Consider the following 22,242-nt stretch of genomic DNA (forward strand, 5'->3'; position numbering starts at 1 on the left):
GTGATTAGATCAGTCAATAAGTTTGAGTTCGCGCAGGCGGTCGATTGCGGCCTGAGCCTCGGCAACACCCTTGGCGGCCTGAAGCAGCTCCACGGCGCGGGTGTAGTTGCCGGCCTTTGCTTCAAGGATTCCGCGCGCATAGTCGGCTTCGGGCAAGTTGCCGGCCTTGGCGAGATAGGCGCGTGCCATGTCAAGCTCGTCGTGGCCTATGGCGGTGAGTCCGGCGTTAAGATTGGCTACGGGCGAGTCGGGATACATTCTCACGGCCACCTCCATAACTTCCTGGAACTCGGGCGAGTCCTTGTCGAGGCTCTGTGCGAGGCGGAAGAGCTCTTCAAGCGAGAGCTTCTGCGGAGCCGAGGCCATCACTGCGGCTATCTCCTCGACGGTGGTGTAGTTGCGGATGTTGTAGTTGACGGCGTAGTCGCTGTGACGGAGCGCGGGATACACCTCCTTGAGCAGGAATGAGTATTGCTCGGGGAATTGCGACTTGAGTCGCCACTCGCGGGCGTCGGGGGCGATGCTGTTGTCGGTGATCAGGGCGAGAATGTCGTCGCGGTTGTCGAGGGTCGACTTCTTCACGTAGTCGATGAGTCCCTGCCAGTCCTCGGCCTCCCATGATGTGGTCATGAGCCCTGCGGGGAAGCTGTAGAGGTTGCGCACATAGTCGACGAGAGCCTCGGTGCGGCCCTTGGCGAGTCGCTCGTTGTTGGCGTAGGAGCCTTCGGGCGAGGCATAACCCTTGATCGAGAGCGATGTGATGGTCACGTCCTTGTCGCCCTTGATGGCGTCGATGGTTGAGCGTATTGCGGCGAGCTCCTCGGGGTTGCGGCGGTAGTCGGGGTCGATGTCGGTGCGGTTGACGCGGAAGTCGATGTAGGCCGAGCCGTGGACTTCACGTGTCTTTACGGCCTCGGCTGTGGGCTTCACGTAGACCATGAGGGGCTCAAATGTCTGCGGGGTGAAGTCGAGCCGGGCGAGTTCGCTTGAGGTCGAAGCCTCGAGTGCGTCGCCGCAGCATCCGTCGACATCGCGCTCAAGGGTGAGCGTCGACATCTCCATCCAGTCGGCGTAGGGAACTACCTCGGAGTAGGCGTAGGGTTCGCCCTTGCCCGAGCGGAGCATCACGTAGGGTGCGTTGTTGCCGTCGGCGCGCAGGTGCTGGTAGTAGCGTGTGCGGCCGGCCACCACTACGGGTCGCAGTCGCAGCGAGTCGACACCGTTGGTAATCACGGGACGCAGCCACTCCTCGCGGTTGGATCGCGAGGTCACCTGCTGGGGGTCGACTGTCATGTTGACGATGAGGTTGCTCTCGGAGCGTTCGACATTTATGTCGCTTACCGGGTCGGCGGCGGCTGCTGACAGAGCGCAGGCAGCCAACGCCAAGTTCAATATAATCTGCTTCATAATCAGCTGAATAGTGGAAATGGTTGTGATGAAGTGAGGTGGGGTGAAAACGTTTAGAACACGTAGACAAGGTTGATTGCGGCCTTTGTGGGGCCTACGTAGTTGTGGGAGCGTCCGGTGTTGACGCGACGGCCGCATCCGGCACACTCAAATGTGTCAAACTTCGTGTAAATCCAACCCACGCCCAGCTCGGCCTCGATGTTGAAGTGACGGCTCAGGATCCACGAGTAACCGTAGGCCACTCCGAGTCCGCCATACCAGCCCTGGTAGCGGTGGTCCTTGAGGTTTTTAAGATTGGTACCGAGGAAGTTGAGGCTGCCCATGTCGACATGCCCCACATTGTACTGTCCGCCAAGGGCGTGTGCTGCGACAAAGTGTCCGGCCATAGCGTCGCAGAACCAGTATCGGGCTTCGGGCTGCACCATCCAGTGCTTCCACTTCTTGCCATGGTCGAGAGTCCATGCGTTGAAATTTCCCGAAAGGTCGACCGACCATCGGGGAGCGATTTTAGCCTCGGCACCGAGATTGACTGTGAGGAGTGCGTCATAGACAAGATTGGTCTTGAGTGCTATCTCCTGAGCCTTCATGGTGTGTGTCGAAGCCAGTAGTGCAAATAGCAAAAAAAATGATCTTTCTCATTTATATTACATTTTCAAGAATAACTTACGATAAATAACAATTGGTCGAATAATGCGACGAACCTCTTGTAAACCTTCTTATTATCAGTCGATTAGATGTAGGCTTTTAATTTACACCCGAGAGGATGATAATTTACGATTGCCAAGCCTCTCTTGCTTAGAGATACTTAAGCAACGACAAAAATAGGCATTAACACCGAAATAGACAAGCATTTGCCTTAAAATTAACACATAAAAAATGAGATATTGTTAAAGTTACAATTTGACTTCGCAGGACGATGTTAAAAATTACCCCCCCCATAAGATGTTGATTGATAGCGAGTTATTTGCGAGTGATTTTGGGCGCTTAAGGCGAGATGATGAATGACTTAGATGACAAAAAATTTTTTTATGCCGACATGCCGATGTGACAATCTTAAATTTAACTTTTGCGGTGTTGGATGGCGTTAAACTGCGTGGCGCGGGCGAGTGGCTGTCGCGGCCTCGTCGGGGTGCTTTGGTGATTTGTTTGCACGTGGTTAATATGCTTGCTATTAGTCTGTTGAATGGCTGGGAGTATCTCTAAGCAAGAGATGCTTGGTGGTCGTAAATTGTTTTGTTTTTTACACATTAGTCGATTGCAAACCAATCATCTGATCTATACACGGTTATTGTTATTCATTCTTGAAAAATGTAAATAAAAATGCGGAAATTTATTTTTTTGCTATTTGCACTACTGGCTTCGGCCCACACCATGAAGGCTCAGGAGGTGGCATTAAAGACCAATCTCGTCTATGACGCACTCTTCACAGTCAATCTCGGTGCCGAAGTCCAATTCGCCCCCCGCTGGTCGCTCGACCTCTCGGGCAATCTCAACGCATGGACCCTTGACCAAGGCAAGAAGTGGAAGCACTGGATGGTGCAGCCCGAGGTGCGCTATTGGTTCTGCGAAGCTCTTGGCGGGCACTTTGTGGCCACGCATGCCCTTGGCGGACAGTACAATGTGGGCAATGTCGACCTTGACTTCAAGCTGCTTGGCACCAACTTCGGGGCCGTGCGCGATCATCGCTATCAGGGCTGGTATGCCGGACTTGGCGTGGCCTACGGCTACTTGTGGCTTGTGAGCCGTCACTTCAACATCGAGGCCGAGCTTGGCGTGGGATGGATCCACACCGGCTACGACCGTTACAACTGCGCGAGCTGCGGCCGTCGCCTCGGCAAGGGACACCACAACTATTTCGGTCCCACCAAGGCGGCTATCAACCTCGTGTATGTATTCTGATTATCAATTCTCGAAAAAAAACGACAATCATTCACTCACTTATGAAGCTAAAGATAACAGGCCTGGCCTGGCTCATGGCCATGGCTTTGCCCTGCATGGGCGCAGTAATTCCGTCGTCCGATGAAAGGGTGACCAATCTCAGCGTCGAGCGCACCGACAACAGTCTGCTCGTCAACATGACGCTCGACCTCACGGGGCTTAAGCTAAAGAGCGACCGCGAAATCACGTTTATCCCCGTAATCACGGCTGGCGACAGCGTCGTGGAATTGCCACAGGTAATTGCTGCGGGACGCAACCGCTACATTCAGCATCAGCGTCACAACGACATCGACGAGGGTGCTACGCTCACCCGTGCCGGACACACAATAGATTATCAGGCTATCGTTCCCTACCGCCGGTGGATGGCCGACGCCATGCTGTCGATGGCCGAGGACGAGTGTGGCTGCGGATTGTCGCTCGGCTCTCCGTCGACTTCCGATCTGGCTCAGCTCGACTTCCGCGAGCGCACGTTTGCTCCGCAGTGGGCCTATGTGACTCCCCGTGTCGAGGCGCGCAAGGAGCGCTCGGCCAAGGGGTCGGCCTACATCGACTTCCGCGTCAACCGCACCGACATCGACCCCGCCTACCGCCGCAATCCGCAGGAGCTGGCCGGTATACGCGACACCATCGACCTTATCAAGAACGACCCCGACTCGCGCATCGAGCGCATAACCATCACCGGCTATGCGTCGCCCGATGGTCCCTACGACAACAATGCGCGCCTCGCCGAGGGTCGCACCAAGGCGCTCACCGGCTATGTGCGCGGCCTCTACGACTTCTCGCCCGAGGTGCTGCGCTCGGCTTCGGTAGCCGAGGACTGGGACGGCCTGCGTCGTTGGGTCGAGCAATCGTCGATCGACAACCGCGATGCTCTGCTCGACATCATCGCGCTGAGCGACATCACCCCCGATGCCCGCGAGTGGAAAATCAAGTCGAAGTACCCCGCCCAGTACCGCTATCTGCTTGAAAATGTGTACCCCGCACTGCGTCACAGCGACTACACCATCGACTATGTGGTGTCGTCGTTCACCGACCCCGAGAAGATAGCCGAGGTTATGGCCCGCGACCCGCGCAAGCTCAGCCTTCATGAAATGTATCTGCTCGCGCGCAGCATTCCCGGCGACTCGGCCCGCTTCCGCGAGGTATTTGAGGTGGCTGTAAGGCTCTATCCCGACGCTCCCGAGGCCAACCTTAACGCGGCGGTTACGGCACTGTCGTTTAACGACCTCGACAATGCGGCACGCTATCTGCCCAAGGCCGGCGACTCGGCCGAGGCTGTATATGCACGAGGAATCCTCGCCGCCAAGCAGGGCGACTGCACTTCGGCGCGCAATCTGCTCGTAAAGGCTTCGCAGATGGGCCTTGCCGAGGCCGACGCTGCTATCAAGTCGCTCGACGAGTGGGTCGAATGGTCGGCACGAAACTCAAAGACTGAAAACTAATCACGATAACATTCATTTAACACAATCATTTATTAATTCAACAAAATGAAAACTATCAAATTATTAGGGGCTGCGGCAATGCTCGCTTTAGGACTTGCCTCATGCTCTGACGACAAGCTTGACAATGGCGGAAGCGATGTCGCTGAAATCGACCACACGATGTATCTCAACGTGGCCATCTCGTCGACCAACGGTTTCGGCTCACGTGCCTATGAGGGCGGTGACAATCCCGGATTTGAAGCTGGTGAAGCGATAGAGTCGCAGATAGGTACTGCCTATTTCGTATTCTATGAAGAGGAGTTGGGCCCTGACGGAAAAACCGGCACCGGAAAGCCCGGAAAGCAGGTGGGTGAAATCGCTGTTGTTTCAACATTCTCCAACAATGTTACCACCGATGCAACAGGTTCAGTACTGAAAAGCTATGTTTCAGTTGTGCCCGTTTCGGTTCGCAAGGGCGATCACGAACCCAAGTTTGTGATGTGCTATGTCAACCCCGTAACTCCGGCCAACATCCAGAACCCCATCGACTATATCGAAACTCTTACCCGTCAGGAGGTTACTACCGGTACCGGTGCTAACATGCGTTTCCCCATGAGTAACTCGGTTTACTATGATGTTGACGGTAATCTTGTTCGCGCTACTAAAATTGAAGAGGGTCAGCTCTTTGATACCGAGGCTGAGGCCAAGGAGAAAGCTGAAGAGGACGGCGAAACAGCCAAGGTGAATATCTATGTTGAGCGTTATGCCGCCAAGGTTAAATTCGCGGTAACTCAGACCGATGCGGCTATCCCCGGTTATGCCGCAGGTGAAGGAACCCAAAAATTCACCCTTAAATTTGTGCCCGAATACTGGGTCGTAAATGCCGAGGGTAAGACATCCTACATCACCAAGTCTTATCGCGCACAGGCTGCCAACGGTACTATCCTTGGTAGCAACTACACATTGGCCGATGCCAACAACATCATCAACAAGCGATTTGCCACTGCTACCGAGGGTGCCGGAACAATTCTGACCGAAGCCAATCAGTGGGCTTGGAACAACGCAGGCTTGCATCGTTCATTCTGGGGCTGCTCACCCGCTTACTACTCTACACAGTATCCTGAAGTTGCAAGCGATATCGATCCTGCTAACCCCGACAAGTATGAGCTTATCTACTTGACCGAAAATCAGGTTCGTACAGGCGGTTACGGTAATCCTGTCAATGCGGTAGGCGAAACTCCTGCCAAGCTCACCGATTATGTACGTGAAACAACCACCGGAACCGTGGGATTGACTTCAAAGAATCCCGCTGCTGCAGTTCCGTCGATTGCCCTCTACGGTAAGTACACAATCACTCCCACAACAACGGGTGCCACAGCTCTTCCTGCCAATACTTCATTCTACACCTACATGAAGAATTCCGACGGCAACGCCAACATCTACTTCGATGTTGTAAGTAAGGAAACCGATGCCACAGGTGCTGCTAATGGTAACTCGGCTGTTAACGGCGGTACAAGTATGCTTCGCCGCTTCATCAATCAGCTCTCTGTTTTGGTAAAGCGTACAGGTGAAGGCACTACCGAGGATCCCTATGTCTTTACTCAGTTTGACCCGAGCAAAACTCCCGATCTTCAGTATCTTGTATCCAACCTTACCATCAAGCGTCCCGTCGATGCTGTTCTCACCACAGGTGTTACCGGTGAGGCTGTCGAGGATCAGGTTAAGCTTGCCGCCCGTCGTCGCACTATCCAGTTGAATGCCGCTCCTACCGCCGACCAGACTACAGCTGCCGGTTTCACACTGTGCTACGCTTCAGGCAACAGCTATGTTCCTGTTACCACCGCCAACCTTACCGATGTCAACAAGATTATCTCGCAGAATGTAGGTTACGCCGACTACTACAACCAGGCAAGCGCCTACTTCAACATCCCCATCAAGCACCTCGGATGGTACCGCAAGGGTAATCTCAACCGCACGGCAACAACTCCCGAAGGTGGAGCTACAACCTACACCGACAACACCACAATCAACTGGAACAACGTGATGGTGGGCGACTTCGGCCTTGTGCGCAACCACGTTTACTCTATCAATGTCACCACGATAAAGGGTCTTGGAACCGCTATCGCCGATCCTACCGACCCCACAGTTCCGCCGGCTGAAACAACCGACTACTTCGTGGCCTATCGACTCAACATCCTCAACTGGGCCATCGTTCCCACCCAGAATGTTGAACTCTAATCGATCAATCATCTAAGCCGCCGCGCGCCACGGGCGCTCAACCGTTGACCGACTGTGGTCCGCGTCGGTTTTCAAAACCTAAGGTCGCAGGTGGATGACTACCACCTGCGGTCACCAATAAAAAATAAACTAAATTACTGCATTTCAACAATGTTACGATCTATTTCACGATTCTTGAGCCCCCTGCTCATTGGAGCAATGGCTTTAATGTCGGGTTGCGGCTTGGTCACCGAGGATGTCGAGCCATGTACCATGACTTATCAGCTTAAGTTCAAGTATGACTACAATATCCTTGAAGCCGATGCTTTCAACCGACAGGTTCATTCGGTCAACGTGTGGGCCTTTGACTCGCAGGGTCGCCTCGCGTGGACCGGCAGCGAGGCGGGAAAAGCGCTTGAGTCGCCCGACTATGTGATGAAGGCCGAGCTCGCTCCGGGACGCTACGACTTCCTTGCCTGGTGCGGATTCTCCACCGGCGACCCATTCAAGCTCGCCACCTACACTCCATCGTCGATCGAGGAGCTGAAGGTGACGCTCGCCACTCTCGGCGACGGTGACGGAAAACTATATGTCGACAGCGAGCTGCCCGGGCTATTCCACGGCTTGCTTGAGGATGTGACGCTCATCAGCTCCGAAACCGAGCACGTGGTGCAGACCGTAACGCTGCCCCTGATGAAGGACACCAAGACAGTGCGCCTCATGCTGCAGCACCTCGACGGCTCGCCCATCGAGCAGCGCGACTTCTCGGTAACCATCACCGACAACAATCAGCACCTCGACTGGAACAACGACGTGATGGACGGCCCCTGGTTTGACTACCGCCCGTGGTATGTCAACTACGGTCAGGTCACGATGCCCGAAGGCTCGCGCACCGACGCTTCGGGACGCGCCATAACCTCGGTGGCGTCGCTGCTCTTTGAAATGTCGACATCGCGTCTGCGTGCCGGACACAACACCGTGCTCACCGTACACCGCAACTGGGACGACCGTGACATTATACGCATCCCGCTCATCGACTACCTCCTACTCGTCAAGGGCCACTACAACGAGCGTTACTCCGACCAGGAGTATCTCGACCGCATGGACGAGTTCAACCTCGTGTTCTTCATCGATGCCGACAGCAACTGGTACACCGCCGCCGGAATCATGATCAACAACTGGACCATCGTGCCCCCGCAGGACACCGAAATGTAACAACAACGCTAAATCAGCCACTCTCTTTTTATAAGCGTAAATGATAATGAATACACGACGACTATATTATCTCAGGGCTTGTGGCCTGATGATTGCCGCCTTGGCGGTTGCGGCAGGGCTTAACGCCTGTTCCGATGCCGACCCTGCGTTGGAGCCCGGTGCCGGCGAAAATCCCGGCAGCATGGACAACACCGTCACCTTCTCGTTTCGCATCAGCGACGGAAACGTGTCGCGTGCCGGGCATGACGACCACGTGACATCGCCCGACGAGAATCCCGACATCAACGAAAGCTCGATCAACACCAAGGATGTTGCGTTCTACGTGTTTGCCGACGACCGCCTCGGCTATCGCCCGCTTCAGGACGACGACTTCTACTCGCTCACCGGTGCTTCGGGCGGCGGCTACACCGTCAACCTCAAAATCGACTACAAGCAGCTTGCCGTAGACCCCGACAGCCCCGACCGCATAGCCATTCGCATTCTCGCCGTGGCCAACATGAACACATCGGGCACCGACCCCTACGCCTATCCGCAGCTTGACTACGGGTCCACCTACGCTCAGGTCATCGGAGAGCTCGAAAGCAAGCAGTTTTCTCTGCCCGCCACCTGGGATCCCGCCAACCTCCCCTCGGCTACAGGTCGCGGGCTATACATCCCCATGTTTGGCACGGCGGTTTTTCAGGTAAACCCCAAGGAGCTCTACGACACCGAAACGTGGCAGACCATCTACCTTGGCAGCGTGTCGATGCTGCGTGCCGTCGTGAAGGTTGAGTTGCTCGACGGCATTGCCGACCGCGACGACGAGGGATTCCCCAAGATCGCCGACGCATGGCTCGACTACTCGGTTGTCAACGGAAAGCTGCTTCCCGCCGATGCGCTCACCTACATCAACGGCAACCAGGTCGACAAGAACAACCTGGGCGATGCCGGCGAAACTCCGGCCGTGCGCAACATGCGCTCATTCACCGGAACGCTCACCCACACCGTCAACGGCGCTTCGCTGCGTGAAACGCTTAAGATATTCCGCTCCTATTGCCCCGAGCAGTCAATCAGCTCAACAACACCATGCATCAGGCTCAAGGTGCAGCCTTCGGCATCGACCCCCGAAGCCGAGTGGCTCGACTACACCATTCCCCTTGAGGGCTACGACGGAAAGCCTTTCGGATTTGTCAACCTCTACCGCAACCACATCTACCGCATCCGCGTCAACTCGGTCAACATCGGTGTTCCCGCCGAGATTACCGTAACCGCGCTCCCCTGGACTCAGGAGGACATCGAGTGGAACTATGATCAGAATCCCGGACTCGCCGACGGAGGCGAAATAAAGTGGGTCGAGAACACCTATCAGTCAATCGACCAAAACACCGCTCGACTGGTGATGATGCGCGACATGACGCCCGCCAAGTGCTCATTTACCCTCTCGTCACCTCTCGGAGCCACATGGCGTGCCATTCTCGTGCCCGAAACCGCCGACCGCGATGCCTTCAAGTTCATCGACTCGGCCGGCAATCAGGTCGACGATGTGAGCGGAACCATCGATGGCAATGCCATAGACCTCACAATCACGGCAACCGACTCCGCCCCCAAGGAAACCAACAGGACCCGACTGCAGATTATCGTGACAACCCTCGACGGACGAACGATGACAGCCGATGTGTGTGCCGGAAAATACGGCGACAGCAAATACTTCACAATCATCCAGAACTCTCAGCTATAATAAAATGACTCTATATAGATTTCTTATAAATCGATTCTACCTCACTCTGGCAGCCGCTTTGCTGCTTGCCGTTGCGGCTTGTTCCGACGACAGCTTCAACGGGCCCGATTCCGACGGCGGTGCAGGTTACATCAAGATAAGGCTTAGCTCTTCGTCCCACGGTTCGCGTGCCGGGGAGGTCGACAAGCTTAATGAAAATCTAATATCCTCGGCCGTGTTGTGTCTATCTACGTTAACGAGTACCGACGACATGCCTCCGGTGCTTACACAGAGGTTTAGCGGATTGACAGGCTCGACCGAGGTTCTCGAAGTTAAGTTGACCGACGACATGCGCAATGCCCTCTTTCCCGACAATGCCGTTACTTGCAAGGCTTATGTCGTGGCCAACCTCCCCGACGGGCCGTCGTCGGTCACCGACGGCATGAGCGTCAGCGACATCAGGGCCATCGCCGTTACATCCGATTTCGCCACGAGCAATGTGCAGAGCTCATTTGTCATGGATGGCGATAACACCGTGACTCTCCTCAATTCCGGCACCACCGCTGAAAGCGTGTCGGGAAAAATCGACCTTCAGCGTGCAGCATCCAAGATTACAATTGCCGTCAACGTGCCCGAGAGCATCACCGTCGACGGTCAGGTGTGGCGTTCCGAGCGCACCAATATGAGCGTGCTCATCACCAACGGAGTCCAAAGCTCGGCCGTCAATCCGGCGACCCACACTCTCGTTACAGGCGACTACTACAACACCACCACCGTATCGGAGAATCAGACACATCGTCAGCGCAAGCTCGAGGCGGGCACCGACACCAAGTTCACCTATGAGCTCACGAGCCCATTCTACACTTATCCCAACGAGTGGAACCCCGACGACAGTGAATCGCCGATGACCTATATGACCCTTATGGTGCCCTGGAAGCTTGACGGCGAGGACTCCTACCGCACTTGCTACTACATGGTGCCCGTGATTCGCACCGGCAACACCATTGGACGCAACATCCACTACCGAGTGAAGATTAATGTGAATATACTTGGCAGCTTCACCCCCGACGAGCCCTTTACGCTTGACGATCTCAGCTACACGGCAGCCGAGTGGGGCAGTGTGCCTGTCGATGTCGACATTGCCGACTATCGCTACCTCGTTGTCGACCAAAATCACTACACGATGGATAACATCGAGTCTACATTTATCCCCGTCTACACTTCGCACCCCACAACGGTTACCAATGTGGAGATGACCTACTATCGCTATTACACTACATCGCAAGGAAATGAGAAACCCATCACCATAACCACGACTCAATATGAAAATACTCAAACGCCTGGCTATGGCAATATATGGACTTGTGATTTCTTGAATCCTGACAAGGTTGACCAGGTTAACCCTTCAACCGGAATAAACTTCAGTCATAAACTTGTTGTATGGAATCCGTATAATCAACGTAATGAATCTGTAAGTTTGACAAACTTAAGATCGGATAATGCCGTTAATACAGCTATTAATTCTATTTGGTATTATCGTCCCTCTAATGATCCGGCATATTCACGTTATGATATTACAATCACGATTGTGCACACTGATAAAGTAGGAAAGCCGGATGCTGCCAATTTTACAAAGACAATAACGATTACCCAATATCCGCAGATGTATATCACAACCAGACAGAATTATCCTGTAAAAGGGGCATCTGCTGTACAAGGTAATATGTTTGTTAATGGATATCAAGCAAATTGGTATGGAGATCGTTATAAATGGTATATGACCTATGGCCTTTCTTATTCAAATGTGACTAATTCCAATCCCAACCAATATGTGATAAATATTACACAGTTTGATTCGAGTACCGACTATATAATTGGAGATCCTCGTAGTCTAACAATAAATAATCTTACAAGCAAGGACGACTTTAATGGAACAGATGCCGATTCTGCCCCCGCTGACGGTTGGGCATTTGCTAATGACATGTCAGGAACTCGCAGACAATTAAAATATTACTATCCTACAGAGAGTGGGACAGATAAAGCTAATTGGATTGCTCCTAAAATCAGAGTTGCATCATCTTATGGTGTATGTGAAACTACTAATACATATATTCAAGATCAACGACGTTGCGCATCATATCAGGAGTTAGGTTATCCTGCAGGTCGATGGAGAGTACCTACTGTTGCTGAAATTGAATTCATTATGTATCAATCTCAAAAGGGACGAATCCCTAAATTGTTTAATACTGATATTGAATATATGTCAGCCCAAGGTGTTGTATCTACAACCATGACTAATGGAAAGCTTACAGTTCCAACAGACACTAATGGATCAGCATCTGTTCGTTGCGTTTACGATGAATGGTATTGGGGAAATGATACTATTGTTCCAAACAATAATGGAAGATATAGCTTCACTTGGGGCGACCGTGAGCGCACTAATCCTAATCCGACCAATTAACCGATAATCACGATATTAAGATATTTGACACAATATGAAACTTCTTAAAAATATCATGGTGGTTGTCGCCCTTTTCGGGCTGTGGAGCTGTAGCGATGACATCGTTCCGGCTCCCGGCGCGGGCGACAACGACGGCGAAACATTCACTATAACGGCTTCGGTGGCTATGCCCGACATTATGCCGGCCGGAAGCCGTGCCATGGGCGACTCACCCGACTATGCCGGGTTGAAGCTTTATCTCGCCGAGTTTGACATGAACGGCGATGAGCCGCTCAACAACTTCTTCTCCAATTTATATAGGGCTGAAAACGAGCGGGCAGGCAACAATCTGGTCACCTTCAATGTCACGTTGAAGAAGAGCGTCGAGCCCAAGGTGCTCCACCTTATAGCCGTGCCGAGCAGCGTAGACCTCGACTTCACCTACGGCTCCGAGGGTACGCTGATTCCCGGCCTCACCACGAGCGGCGGCAACGAAGCCTATTGGCGACGACTCGAGTTCCCTTCAGGTTATGGCACCATGACCGGCGATGTGTGGACCACTTCACAGGCCACTATCAATGCCCTCACCAATGTGCCGTTGATTCGCAACTTCGGTAAAATCACTGTGGTCAACGAAGCTACAGCCAATTTCACGCTTGAAGGATTTGCTGTGGTCAACACTCCCACATCGGGCTCGGTGGCTCCGTGGAACTATACAGCAATGCGATTTCCCGACTATCTTGATGATTCGGGCAATCAGTTCGACTATTCGGCTCTCAGTTATGGCGGAATGTTGCCGGGTAACGCCAACATCACCGACAATGAGCCCGGCGGATTGACCTACAGCACTGCTCCTAAATATATATATGAGCGCCCCTTCAGCTCGGTCAACCGCACTTTGGTCATAGTCAAGGGCCAATATAGCGGTGGCGAGTCGTCCTACTACAAGATCGACCTCGGGTATCAGGATACCGACGGCGTGTTTAAATACTACAATCTGCTGCGTAACTTCAACTACACCGTCACGATAAAGAGTGTGGGCGCAAGCGGTTATGCCACCGCCAAGGAGGCGATGGACGGCGTTGTCTACAACAACTTGTCGTTTGATGTGACAACCAACAAGATGCTCAACATCTCCAACGGCACTGACATGGTGTGGGTCAACTTCACAACCGCTGTCGTGACACAGAACACCGATGCCGACCGCACTATCAAGTTCGGCTTCAAATACGCTAAAAACATCGGCACGGCCGGTGAAACGGTCGACAACTCTTCGGTAACCGACCCCACGACCATGGGACTTGTCCTCGGCGATGTTATCGAAAGCGTCACCGAAACCACGGCACCCACAGTAAATGATAAAGGCGAGCCCGCCGACTACACCGGGTGGAAATTCTATGAGATAAAAACTCATGCGCCCACCGATGAAACTAAGCAGCAGAGCTTCACCATCATCAATAAGGACACAGGACTCGGGCGTACGATCAACCTTGTGTTGCGAACACCTTGGGAGCTTGATCCCGCCCATGTGCGCGTGTTTGCCGGCAACTACAACCTTCCCGGCCAGTTTCCCTACGATGACACGACCTACGAGAACAAAGTTGGTGACGGAGCCGGTGCCAAGCTCACCATATTCTTTACCATCCCCGAGGATCTGCCTGAAGCTATATTCCCATTGTCGTTTGAACTGGAATCTGACCGACAGAACATCGAGAATAACCCCATTGGTACGCTCCTTGTTACATCAGGCCCCTCGGTGTTTGACGGTGTGATAGGCACTCGCATCAAGTATATAAAGCCGATTACATGGACCGACTACAATACTGTGCTCGACGCATCGCATCCCACGGCGGTGAAGGTTCCGGCCGATCCGAAAAATCCTGACAACGGTAAATATCTTCACCGGGTGCGTTGCAGATTGCAGACTATTACCTCGCTTGAGGCACTCGGCATCGGCACTAACGGAACCACTACTACAAAAGTGCGCGTCACCAATCCCTACTTCAAGCTTAGGGGAGGCGATGGCAAAATCGAAGTCACCTTCACCCGCACAAGAGGCCAATCCCTCTCCAACGCCCCCAACAACTGATCCCACACATAAACACACCCCAAGCGGCTCCCTCCCGGAGCCGCTCTTTTTTGACCAAAAACTTATATCACGCAAACGTTTTTGTTAATTTGTTGCAACAAAGCATTGTAGGTTTTTGATATAATCGCTATATTTGCGATTACAACTTCAAAAACGGTACAATCATGAGAAAAATTTTATTTTTAGCTTTGGCTGCCGGAGCGGCAGCACTTATCGTAGCGAGTTGCACTACACGTAAAAAAAGTGATGCGGCGCTCGCTCAGGCCGACAGTACCTATACCAATCTTAAGCAACCCGATTGGAGCAGGAATGCTGTCATCTATGAAGTAAATCTGCGCCAATACACCGACAGTGGAACAATTACCGCCTTTGAGCGAGAACTTCCGCGATTGAAGGAACTCGGCGTCGACATTCTGTGGTTCATGCCCATCCATCCCATATCGGTCGACGGCCGCAAGGGAGAGCTTGGAAGCTACTATGCCGTGCAGGACTACAAGGCATTCAATCCCGAATTCGGCACCATCGATCAGTTCAAGAAGGTTGTCGACAAGGCACACGACCTCGGCATGAAGGTAATACTCGACTGGGTCCCCAATCACACAGGCCGCGACAACGCATGGGTGACCGAGCACCCCGACTGGTATGTGAAGGACTCGCTCGGAAACATGGTAGGCCCCTACGACTGGACCGATGTCTACAAACTCGATTACAATAATCCCGAGATGCGTGCCGCAATGGTCGACGCGCTTAAATTCTGGCTCACCGATGTCGATGTCGACGGCTTCCGATGCGATGTGGCGGGTGAAGTGCCTACCGACTTCTGGGACGAAACCCGTCCGAAGCTCGACGAGGTAAAGGAAGTGTTCATGCTCGCCGAAGCCAGCAAGCCCGAACTTCAGGTCAACGGATTCAACATGGGTTATAACTGGCCCATGAAGGACCTCTTCAGCGAAATCGCGGCTACGCAGGGACAATACACATTCAAGGGCGAGGATGGCACCGTAAAGACATTCCCCGTCAAGTCGGCCGTGGCAATCGACTCACTGCTTGCGCGTCAGGCCGAAGAGTATCCCACCGACAGCTATTTGATGAACATGATAACCAATCACGACCTCAACTCTTGGGAAGGCACCGCACAGGAGCGCCTTGGAAATCTGGCCGACGCATTTGCCGTGCTGAGCTACACGCTTCCCGGAATGCCGCTCATATATACCGGACAGGAAACGGGACTTAACCGCGCATTGGAATTCTTCAAGAAGGATGTGCCTCCCACATGGGAACCGCGCAACCGCTACTTCGAGTTCTACCAGAAGCTCAATCACCTCAAGCACACCCAGCCCGCGCTGCAGGCCGGAGTGCATGGCGGCGAGATAGTGCGTTACCCCACCACAAGCGACGACCTGTATATATTCAGCCGCTCGGTCGACAACACCACCGTCTACGTGTTCACCAATCTTAGCAACAAGACTCAGAACATAACCTATAAGGACAAGGCTCCCGAGCGAAACGCCACCACGGTTAACTTCTTCACCGGTCAGACCGAGGAGTTCCCCGTCAAGCTCGCCCCTGGCGAATACTACATCTACGTTAATCGCTGATAACACCTGTTTCATATAATTACATCACAGCCCCGTGACACGGCCATTACGCCTGCGTCACGGGGCCTTTTTTTATGTCAGATTTTGTCGATATGTCGATATTCGTTATTTTAGTATATCAAATAAATCAGCCCATGAAAAGAATAGTACTACTCATTGTCACACTTGCGCTTGCCGTCACTCGGTTGTCGGCTTATACTGCCCGTGAGGCATGCGACATACTCGTAGAAAATGCCAAAGTGGCTACCAATGTATGTCCCTTTGAGCTCGACATTGCTTCGACAATTACATCATTTTCATACGATAGGGATGAAAACATCTTTTCGGCCATGGTTCTGGTCAACACCGATAAGTTTCCATTGTGGATGTTTCTAAGGGATGAAGGTAACAGTTATGCCAATCTCGTCATGACACGTTATATTGTGGGCTCCGAGCGTCGATTCCTTTTAAAGAACATTATTGATGCTGGTGCAATGTTCAGCTTCTGTTTTTATGTCGATTCGGGCGATTCTATAAGCTATGGACTGAATCTCAATGAGTTGAAAAGCCTGTATGATTATCATGTAAGCGATTCCGAGCGGTGGGCTATGACTCTTGAGGCGATGGTGCTGATCTTAAACTGCGACACGCCACAAAAAATCGACGATCTTATTACATTGTCGAGCTATGAATGGGGTGATAATTGCGTCATTATAAATTATATGCTTGAGGATCATGATATGCCTGCTTTGTTGTGTGACATTCATGAACATTCTGAAATGATTAAAAGCGACACTGTGTCGCAGGTCGAGGCTGACGATCTCAAGAAAATTCTTATGGAGGCCGGTGCAAACCTTGTCATAAGATATAGGAGCGCGCTGACCGGCGACAGCTGCGACATTGTAGTGTCGCCTGATGAATTTTAGGGTTGCATAGCCTTCAGCACGAGAGGTGCTTCGGGGCCCATGTTGAATATAAGGTCGAGCACGCTCAGCCCCGGCGTGAAGCCGTAGCGCGAAGCCCATATCTGATAATACTCCACATCACGCACTTCAGGCAGCGTGGATGTCGCATCGTCAAGTGTCACTTCGCGCGGATTGATGCCGAGAGCGTTTCGGCAGAATCGGTCAATAGACGCGTCAAGCTCAACAAGACTCTCTATGTCGCCGCTGAACGCCGGCATCAGGTCGTCGGCGTAATATTCAAAGAAGGGAGTGCGCCCGTAGGCCGAAAATATTGCGCCCCAATGCACGTGCCACCAGTCGCCGTGGCTCGACACCTTCACGTCACACAATCTTGTCGAGTGCCACTCAGTGGGTTTCTCCAGCGGCACGGTGAGCCGCTGCACGCCGTTGGCGCCCTCGATGGTACATCGGTGACACTCCTTGGCACGCTTGTTAAATCGCCGCTGCGTGTCGATTGTCACCGCACCATACATGGCCATAGCCGCATAGTAGCGGATGCTTCCGCAGTAGACCGGCGGAAGCACCAATGTAGTATCGGGGTATCGTATAAGGGGCGATGTCACTGCTTGTCGGGGTTGGCGGCTTTAAGAATGCGGTTCCAGCGTATTCCGCCGTTGAAAATGCTCTTGTCCTTGTCAAACGACACGATTACTCTCCACGGCTTGCCCACGATGTGGTCCTCGGGTACGAAGCCCCAGTAGCGCGAGTCGGCCGAGTTGTCGCGGTTGTCGCCCATCATGAAGTAGTAGTCCATGCCGAATGTATAGGTCTTGGCCGGTTTTCCGTCGATATAGACCGTGCCGTCCTTGATGTAGGCGTCGTCATGGCCTTCATAGTTGCGGATGCAGCGCTCATACATGGCCCATGTGCGAGGCGTCAGGTCGATTGTCGTTCCCTTGGCGGGAATCCATAGCTCACCGTAGTCGGCGCGGGTCCAGCCCTCCGATGCGCCGGCGGGGAACATGGCCACCTGCTCCGAGGCGGGTACCTTCATCACCTTTGTCACGCGGTTGTCGGCTTCAAGGGCGCTCTTCATTGCCGGAGTGAGCGGTGCCACATATATTGGCGGCACTGTTCCGTCGGGGTTGACCGAGAATCCGAGTGCCGTTATGTTTGCGATGTCGGCGGGATTCACAGGCACTTGATTGCGGTCGGCGACACTGATGCCGAGGCGTTCCCAGTCGTCGGGTGTCAATCCGCCGCGCACCTGGAAGAAGTGGTTAAACTGCACGTTCTCGGGCTGCTCGATGGCCTCACCGTTGATGTAGATCACTCCGTCAACAATCTTTATGCGCTCGCCGGGCAGTCCCACGGCGCGTTTCACATAGTTCTCGCGACGGTCGACAGGGCGGTATATCACATCGCCAAACTGCTCCTTGTTGTTATGCACCGCAAATCGGCCGAGCATCTCCACGAGCGTGTAGTAGTCGGGATTGGTAACCTTGGTTGTCACCGTGTCGCCGGCGGGGAAGTTAAACACGACAATGTCGCCGCGCTCCACCTTGCCCAGTCCCTTCAGTCGCTTGTAGCCCCACTTGGGCCACTCGGTGTAGCTCTTGGTGTTGATGACCGGGAGCGTGTTCTGCACGAGCGGGAAGTGCACGGGGGTCATTGGCACGCGCGGACCGTAGGCCATCTTGTTTACCCACAGGTAGTCGCCCACGAGAAGCGACTTCTCGAGTGACGATGAGGGTATCTGATAGTTCTGTCCTACGAATGTGAAGATGAAGTAGACCAGTATCAGGGCGTAGACTATTGCGTCGACCCAGCTCATCACGGCCCTCACGCTCTTGCTTTTGCTCTTCTTCCACCAGGTGAAGGGGATGTAGCCCGTTATGTATATGTCAAAGAGCAAAGGCAGGAATATGAGTACCCACCAACTGCCGAGCCATGCCACCCATGCTATGAAGATGAGGGCTACTATCGTGAAGCGTATCCAGCGCGTGGTCTTGGTTTCGCGTATGCGCCGACGCAGGTCGTCGGCAAAGGATTGATTGTTTTCAGCCATCGTGACGGTGTGATGTTATTTTACCAAATCGAGCAGGTGGGAGTCGGCGATGAGGCCGTGCATAAGCTGATCCATCGTGAGGAATCCGTGCTTTCCTACGGTCCACTCGGCGGCTATTACCGCACCGAGAGCAAAGCCTTCGCGGCTCTTGGCGCAGTGTTCGATAGTAATGGTGTCGACTTCGCTGTCCCACTTGATTATGTGGGTGCCCGGCACTTCGCCCTCGCGCACGTGGTCGATGCGCAGCACATCGGCAGCGTCGTCATCCTCGCTCCACGACTTAATGAGGTTGTCCTTGGCTATTATGCCTTCGGCAAGGGTTATGGCTGTGCCGCTCGGGTGGTCGAGCTTGTGGATGTGGTGTATTTCGGTCATCGAGGGGTGATACTGCGGAAATCCGCTCATCATCGCCGCAAGGTAACGGTTGACGGCAAAAAATATGTTGACGCCGAGCGAGAAGTTGGAGGTCCAGAAGAAAGTCGCTTCACCGCGGTCGCACATCGCCTTTATCTCGGGCATGCTCTCAAGCCAGCCGGTGCTTCCCGAAACTACGGGCACTCCCTGGGCGAATGCACGCTTGTAGTTGGCCACCGCAGTGGCGGGTGTGGTGAACTCTATAGCTACATCGGCCGAAGCGAAAAGGGGCGAATCCATGTCGTCCTGATTGTCGATGTCGATCTTGCACACTATCTCATGTCCTCGGCTCAAGGCGATCTTCTCTATCGCCTTGCCCATTTTGCCGTATCCTATAAGGGCTATTTTCATAATCAATAATTATTTACTGCAAAAATACGCATTTTACCTCTAAGCGCAAAAATTTATAAGTATAGCGTATAAATACCTAAAATAAATTATAATTTTACATTTAAATCAAACATTATCACAAATATGAAACGATTTATTACCTATTTCGCGCTCATGTCGTTGTGTGTTACGACATTCGCAGCGCCTTCACGAAAAGTAATCGACAACGGCGGCAGCGGTCCTTACAAGGCTGAGGCTATCTCCGAGCCGTCGTTGCCCGGATTTGTAGTCTATCGTCCTTGCGATATCACCGGTGCCGTGAAAGGCGAGGGAGCGGCTTTGCCCCTGTTTGTTTTCGCCAACGGCGGTTGCAACGACACATCGCTGCCTCACGAGAAGATGCTCAACGACCTGGCTTCCTATGGTTACATTGTCGTCGCACTCGGTGAAATGCAGGACAGCATCAATGATCGTGAGCTTCACAAGTCGCCTAACGGTGACATGATACGTGCTATCGACTGGGCCGAAAAGCAAAACGGTGATAAAAAGAGCGATTACTACAAGTCGGTCAACCTTGATGCTGTAGCACTTGGCGGACAGAGTTGCGGAGGTGCGCAGACACTTGCCAACTGCGGTGACAAGCGCGTCAAAAGCTGTGTCATGCTTAACTCGGGAATGGGAAACATCTCCATGTCCGATGCAAGCAAGGAGTCGTTGAAGAATCTCCATTGCCCTATTCTTTACCTCATTGGAGGTGAAGGCGACATGGCTTATGGAAATGCCGTAATCGACGATGAGAACATCAAGCATGTTCCCGTAGCCTTTGCCAATCACCTTAGAGTGGGACATGGCGGAACATTCCATGAGCAATACGGAGGTTCGTTTTCAAGAATGCTTCGCTCGTGGTTTGCTTGGCAGTTCAAAAATAAGCCCAAGGAGCTTGATGTGTTCCTGAAAAACCGCATTGACGACTTCCCCGACTATACGATGAAGGCAAAGAACTTCGACGCTCCCGTCAACGAGCCCTTCACGGTGCGTGAAATGCACTGCAAGAGTCGTGACGGCAAGGACATCTGGGGAAAGATCTACATCCCTAACACCGATGAGGCAAAGAAGCCGCTGGTTGTCATGGCCCATGGCTACAACAGCAGCCACGGCGAGCCTCAGGCTTTTGCCGAGAGCCTTGCCATGCACGGTGTGGCAAGTTACATATTCGACTTCTGCGGCGGAGGCAACAACAGCAAGAGCGAAGGAGCAACTACCGACATGACAATATTCACCGAGAAGGATAATGTCGAGGACATAACCCGCACGGTGAAGTCGTGGGACTTCGTTGCCCCCGAGCGCATCGCTCTTCTTGGCTGCAGCCAGGGCGGACTTGTTGCGGCTCTCACCTCGGCTGTAAATCCCGACATGTTCAAGTCGATTGTTCTTGTCTATCCCGCATTGTCTATCCCGGCAACCGCTCCGGCTCAGCTTAAGCGTTTTGATGCCGACAACGGTAATCCCCAGGATGTGATGGGCATGAAGCTCGGTCGTGATTATTACGCCAAAATCAACGGCATGAATATCCTTGACATGACCGGAAAATATAAAGGAAATGTGCTCATCGTGTATGGCGACAAAGATCCTGTGACAGCCGGAGGAATGATGGATAAGGCAGCCGACACATATACCCACTGCACCAAGCTGATGATTCCAGGCGGCACACACGGATTCCCCTATTATGAGCATCACGAGAAGGCTACCAAAGGAATCATAGACTTCATTTTGGATACCATGGTTAAAACTAAATAGCTTGTAAGGTTGCGACTTAAAGAATAGCAAGTCGCATATTATTTAAGCGGATTCCCTATAAATGCTTGGGAATCCGCTTAATTTGTTTATGATGAGTGACAATGATGTTGAAATATTAGGACTAATTGCAAAAAAGTATGCACAAAGATGTGGTCATAAATATGGACACCACATATATATGATACAGATTGTACGCAGGCACCTGACCTCCAAACTAGACCTGGAGGCATCCGTCGAACTGTTGGCCATCACATATTCACTCAGCAGAATATCAGAGCAGGAATTCCGCGAAGCTCTTACCTGCTGGTATGAAAAATGGCGGGGTTTTCTTTCCGAAAAGAGCGTCGGCGTTGACGGTCGGATGCATTTTACACATCCGCGTCCAAGAGCTGCATACAGATCGCTTAAATTCTATCTACCATACCTCTGGACTTTTGAGCATTATCCGGAGTTGTGTATCCCCAACACCAACGCTGCGATTGAAAGCCTGAATCAACGATTAAAGACTCTTTTAAGGAATCATAGCGGGATATCAAGTCAGCGCAGAATGAAGCTGTTGGAGGAATATATAGCGCGTCATTATTAAGGCCGGATATGAAGATTGCATCGCATAGAACTATAGCATACTTTTTTGCAATTAGAGGCATTCCGCTTTTTACGAAACATATTTTCAGCATACTTTTTTGCAATTAGTCCAAATATTAAGTATCTTTGTGAATGATTGAAAC

At 52.5% G+C, this 22,242-nt stretch carries 16 protein-coding genes; 11 read left to right on the forward strand and 5 right to left on the reverse strand.

Annotated features, from left to right (window positions below; all coding sequences use genetic code 11):
* Positions 1–9 precede the first annotated feature (9 nt).
* Both E7746_RS13045 and E7746_RS13050 read right to left on the reverse strand, forming a co-directional pair.
* Complete coding sequence (locus E7746_RS13045; RefSeq protein WP_238337231.1) at positions 10–1,407, reverse strand: hypothetical protein; 1,398 nt, start codon at positions 1,405–1,407, stop codon at positions 10–12.
* A gap of 53 nt (positions 1,408–1,460) precedes the next feature.
* A complete protein-coding gene (locus tag E7746_RS13050; protein ID WP_262709695.1) occupies positions 1,461–2,027 on the reverse strand; it encodes a DUF3575 domain-containing protein in 567 nt (188 codons plus the stop codon).
* Between the two features lie 700 nt (positions 2,028–2,727).
* Here E7746_RS13050 and E7746_RS13055 point away from each other — a divergent pair.
* From E7746_RS13055 to E7746_RS13095, 9 genes are all read left to right on the forward strand, one after another.
* Positions 2,728–3,306 (forward strand): DUF3575 domain-containing protein, encoded by a 579-nt coding sequence (locus tag E7746_RS13055; protein ID WP_136411083.1) that lies wholly within the window; start codon positions 2,728–2,730, stop codon positions 3,304–3,306.
* 41 nt (positions 3,307–3,347) lie between these two features.
* Positions 3,348–4,787, forward strand: a complete 1,440-nt coding sequence (locus E7746_RS13060) for a DUF3868 domain-containing protein (RefSeq protein ID WP_168184397.1) — start codon at positions 3,348–3,350, stop codon at positions 4,785–4,787.
* A gap of 45 nt (positions 4,788–4,832) precedes the next feature.
* Positions 4,833–7,004 (forward strand): fimbria major subunit, encoded by a 2,172-nt coding sequence (locus tag E7746_RS13065; RefSeq protein WP_136411085.1) that lies wholly within the window; start codon positions 4,833–4,835, stop codon positions 7,002–7,004.
* Between the two features lie 150 nt (positions 7,005–7,154).
* Positions 7,155–8,198: a FimB/Mfa2 family fimbrial subunit gene (locus tag E7746_RS13070; protein WP_136411086.1), complete on the forward strand. Its 1,044-nt coding sequence runs from the start codon at positions 7,155–7,157 to the stop codon at positions 8,196–8,198.
* Between the two features lie 46 nt (positions 8,199–8,244).
* Positions 8,245–9,915: a hypothetical protein gene (locus E7746_RS13075; protein WP_136411087.1), complete on the forward strand. Its 1,671-nt coding sequence runs from the start codon at positions 8,245–8,247 to the stop codon at positions 9,913–9,915.
* 4 nt (positions 9,916–9,919) lie between these two features.
* Entirely contained in the window at positions 9,920–12,355 is a 2,436-nt protein-coding gene (fimD, locus tag E7746_RS13080) for a fimbrial tip adhesin FimD (protein WP_136411088.1), read from the forward strand.
* A 34-nt stretch (positions 12,356–12,389) separates the two neighbouring features.
* Positions 12,390–14,423 (forward strand): DUF4906 domain-containing protein, encoded by a 2,034-nt coding sequence (locus tag E7746_RS13085; protein ID WP_136411089.1) that lies wholly within the window; start codon positions 12,390–12,392, stop codon positions 14,421–14,423.
* Positions 14,424–14,587: 164 nt separating this feature from the next.
* On the forward strand, positions 14,588–16,021 hold the full coding sequence (locus E7746_RS13090) for an alpha-amylase family glycosyl hydrolase (protein ID WP_136411090.1): 1,434 nt from the start codon (positions 14,588–14,590) through the stop codon (positions 16,019–16,021).
* Positions 16,022–16,155: 134 nt separating this feature from the next.
* Positions 16,156–16,926, forward strand: coding sequence for a hypothetical protein (locus tag E7746_RS13095; RefSeq protein ID WP_136411091.1), 771 nt, complete (start codon positions 16,156–16,158; stop codon positions 16,924–16,926).
* Here E7746_RS13095 and E7746_RS13100 read toward each other — a convergent pair.
* The 3 genes from E7746_RS13100 to E7746_RS13110 are packed head-to-tail and all read right to left on the reverse strand — an operon-like array spanning position 16,923 to position 19,738.
* Positions 16,923–17,528, reverse strand: a complete 606-nt coding sequence (locus tag E7746_RS13100; RefSeq protein WP_136411092.1) for a WbqC family protein — start codon at positions 17,526–17,528, stop codon at positions 16,923–16,925. The two genes, E7746_RS13095 and E7746_RS13100, sit on opposite strands and share 4 nt — an antisense overlap.
* Complete coding sequence (lepB, locus tag E7746_RS13105; RefSeq protein ID WP_202877186.1) at positions 17,525–18,928, reverse strand: signal peptidase I; 1,404 nt, start codon at positions 18,926–18,928, stop codon at positions 17,525–17,527. Before lepB ends, E7746_RS13100 begins: the two co-directional genes overlap by 4 nt.
* 60 nt (positions 18,929–18,988) lie before the next feature.
* On the reverse strand, positions 18,989–19,738 hold the full coding sequence (locus E7746_RS13110) for a 4-hydroxy-tetrahydrodipicolinate reductase (RefSeq protein ID WP_136411094.1): 750 nt from the start codon (positions 19,736–19,738) through the stop codon (positions 18,989–18,991).
* A 123-nt stretch (positions 19,739–19,861) separates the two neighbouring features.
* On the opposite strand from E7746_RS13110, the gene E7746_RS13115 reads away from it, so the two are divergent.
* The gene (locus tag E7746_RS13115; protein WP_136411095.1) at positions 19,862–21,514 is read left to right on the forward strand and encodes an alpha/beta fold hydrolase; all 1,653 of its coding nucleotides are present in this window, start codon (positions 19,862–19,864) and stop codon (positions 21,512–21,514) included.
* 88 nt (positions 21,515–21,602) lie between these two features.
* Positions 21,603–22,100: a transposase gene (locus E7746_RS13120; protein WP_136411096.1), complete on the forward strand. Its 498-nt coding sequence runs from the start codon at positions 21,603–21,605 to the stop codon at positions 22,098–22,100.
* Positions 22,101–22,242: the final 142 nt, after the last annotated feature.

Source organism: Muribaculum gordoncarteri (assembly GCF_004803695.1).
GTDB classification, from domain to species: domain Bacteria; phylum Bacteroidota; class Bacteroidia; order Bacteroidales; family Muribaculaceae; genus Muribaculum; species Muribaculum gordoncarteri.

Excerpts from the sequence above, each read along its gene's own strand:
- E7746_RS13045 (WP_238337231.1), bottom strand. The coding sequence starts at position 1,407 with ATGAAGCAGATTATATTGAACTTGGCGTTGGCTGCCTGCGCTCTGTCA.
- E7746_RS13055 (WP_136411083.1), top strand. The coding sequence starts at position 2,728 with ATGCGGAAATTTATTTTTTTGCTATTTGCACTACTGGCTTCGGCCCAC.
- E7746_RS13060 (WP_168184397.1), top strand. The coding sequence starts at position 3,348 with ATGAAGCTAAAGATAACAGGCCTGGCCTGGCTCATGGCCATGGCTTTG.
- E7746_RS13065 (WP_136411085.1), top strand. The coding sequence starts at position 4,833 with ATGAAAACTATCAAATTATTAGGGGCTGCGGCAATGCTCGCTTTAGGA.
- E7746_RS13070 (WP_136411086.1), top strand. The coding sequence starts at position 7,155 with ATGTTACGATCTATTTCACGATTCTTGAGCCCCCTGCTCATTGGAGCA.
- E7746_RS13075 (WP_136411087.1), top strand. The coding sequence starts at position 8,245 with ATGAATACACGACGACTATATTATCTCAGGGCTTGTGGCCTGATGATT.
- fimD (WP_136411088.1), top strand. The coding sequence starts at position 9,920 with ATGACTCTATATAGATTTCTTATAAATCGATTCTACCTCACTCTGGCA.
- E7746_RS13085 (WP_136411089.1), top strand. The coding sequence starts at position 12,390 with ATGAAACTTCTTAAAAATATCATGGTGGTTGTCGCCCTTTTCGGGCTG.
- E7746_RS13090 (WP_136411090.1), top strand. The coding sequence starts at position 14,588 with ATGAGAAAAATTTTATTTTTAGCTTTGGCTGCCGGAGCGGCAGCACTT.
- E7746_RS13095 (WP_136411091.1), top strand. The coding sequence starts at position 16,156 with ATGAAAAGAATAGTACTACTCATTGTCACACTTGCGCTTGCCGTCACT.
- E7746_RS13110 (WP_136411094.1), bottom strand. The coding sequence starts at position 19,738 with ATGAAAATAGCCCTTATAGGATACGGCAAAATGGGCAAGGCGATAGAG.
- E7746_RS13115 (WP_136411095.1), top strand. The coding sequence starts at position 19,862 with ATGAAACGATTTATTACCTATTTCGCGCTCATGTCGTTGTGTGTTACG.
- E7746_RS13120 (WP_136411096.1), top strand. The coding sequence starts at position 21,603 with ATGATGAGTGACAATGATGTTGAAATATTAGGACTAATTGCAAAAAAG.